This window comes from Pseudomonas sp. (assembly GCF_050739655.1).
Taxonomy (GTDB): Bacteria; Pseudomonadota; Gammaproteobacteria; order Pseudomonadales; family Pseudomonadaceae; genus Aquipseudomonas.
This window is the reverse complement of the sequence record NZ_JBOIBY010000151.1, coordinates 1-1,465: the sequence shown is the minus strand read 5'-3', so window position 1 is coordinate 1,465 and position 1,465 is coordinate 1. Positions and strand designations below refer to the sequence as shown.

Below are 1,465 nucleotides of genomic sequence, written 5' to 3'. Positions count from 1 at the left end.
CCAGAAAGAACTACGGTTATTTCCGCTTGTGCGAATCCTTCCAGATAAAAAGTCCGAACCCTGCAAAAAATACAAACATGAGGCTGACAGTCAGCACTCCGGCGATCACCACGTTGTCGAAAAACATGACGCGTCTCCTGCACTTGCCCTGTTGCGATAGGGCTAAGTTAACCAAACGGGCAGGACAGAATATTGACCGGGATCAATGTCGCCCGAGACCGGGCAAGAGGAAGGGAAAAGTTTGACCCGCATCAATGAATGCGGGGTAGGGTCAGCGTTTTTTCGGTTTGTTTTTCGGCTTTTTTTTGGCCTTGCCCAATGGCATGGCTTGCTCGAATGCCTGGCGAACTTCATTGAGGCGTTTGTCATTGAGGTCATGAACACGCTTGGCGCGTTCAGCATTGAGGTCAATCAGTTTGTCGTCTTGGCTCATGGCGGTCGGTACATCGCTTGAAATGAGTGTCAGCCGCCGTAGCGTTCGGCAACCCTGTGCCAATAATGCGGCCTGATGGCCGCGCTGACCAGCCTGCGCTCAAATCTCGATATCGACCCACAATCCCTGCCGCGGCTGATCTTCCATCAGCGGTGCCACCGGTACGGTGTTGTCGGCATTGAGTTCATCGCCGGGAATCGCCAGGTGAGCCTTGGGATCATTATCGGCTTCACGACGACGCCGTTCCTGCTCCTGCCTGCGGCGCTGCTCCTCGCGCAGCACTGCCCCGTCCTCTTCAGGATTGCGCTTTTGCAGGTCAATGGTGCTTTCACTGGAGCTTTCCTGCACCGGCACCACCGGTGGAATATCCGGACGCTGGCGGATCGGGTCGGTTTGTGAAGTGATCGGCACGGCACTCAGGGGGAGCATCGGTGGCAGCATGATTTTCGGTCTCCTGTCAGCAGGCTGTCGGCTGCGGGGATGGCGACTTGAGCCATCGGTCGCAAACTGTGACCCAATTGGCACTCATTAGTGCACCGAGCGGCGCGTCATGCATACGTGGGCTAACGTAAGACTGTGAGTTTTTCTGAGAGTCCTTTGGCCCTGAAGCCCTCATTCCGTTAAGATAGCCCGCTTTTTCAAGGTGGGAGTCAGGCAGCATGGCGCAGCAGTATCAACCGGGGCAACGCTGGATCAGTGACAGCGAAGCCGAGCTGGGATTAGGCACCGTTCTGGCACAGGACGGCCGCTTGTTGACCGTGCTCTACCCGGCCACTGGCGACACTCGCCAGTACGCGCTACGGAATGCGCCTCTTACCCGCGTGCGCTTTTCGCCGGGTGACACCATCACTCACTTCGAAGGCTGGAAACTGACCGTTCGCGAAGTCGACGACATCGATGGCCTGCTGGTCTACCACGGTCTCAACGCGCAGAACGAAGTAGTCACCCTGCCGGAAACCCAACTGTCGAACTTCATCCAGTTCCGCCTGGCCAGCGACCGTCTGTTCGCCGGCCAGATCGACCCGCTGCCCT

General features: G+C 57.3%; 3 protein-coding genes and 1 pseudogene. 1 reads left to right on the top strand and 3 read right to left on the bottom strand.

Annotated features, from left to right (window positions below):
* Positions 1-16: 16 nt before the first annotated feature.
* The 3 genes from ccoM to ACRESJ_RS07415 all read right to left on the bottom strand — a co-directional run bounded on the left by ccoM (position 17) and on the right by ACRESJ_RS07415 (position 874).
* Positions 17-127 (bottom strand): cytochrome c oxidase subunit CcoM, encoded by a 111-nt coding sequence (gene ccoM / locus ACRESJ_RS07425; RefSeq protein WP_007976669.1) that lies wholly within the window; start codon positions 125-127, stop codon positions 17-19.
* A 144-nt stretch (positions 128-271) separates the two neighbouring features.
* Positions 272-433, bottom strand: a complete 162-nt coding sequence (locus ACRESJ_RS07420) for a hypothetical protein (protein ID WP_008016476.1) — start codon at positions 431-433, stop codon at positions 272-274.
* A 99-nt stretch (positions 434-532) separates the two neighbouring features.
* Complete coding sequence (locus tag ACRESJ_RS07415; RefSeq protein WP_431757324.1) at positions 533-874, bottom strand: aspartate-semialdehyde dehydrogenase; 342 nt, start codon at positions 872-874, stop codon at positions 533-535.
* Between the two features lie 218 nt (positions 875-1,092).
* Here ACRESJ_RS07415 and ACRESJ_RS07410 point away from each other — a divergent pair.
* Positions 1,093-1,465 (top strand): annotated as a pseudogene (locus tag ACRESJ_RS07410) (RNA polymerase-associated protein RapA); the annotation flags it as partial.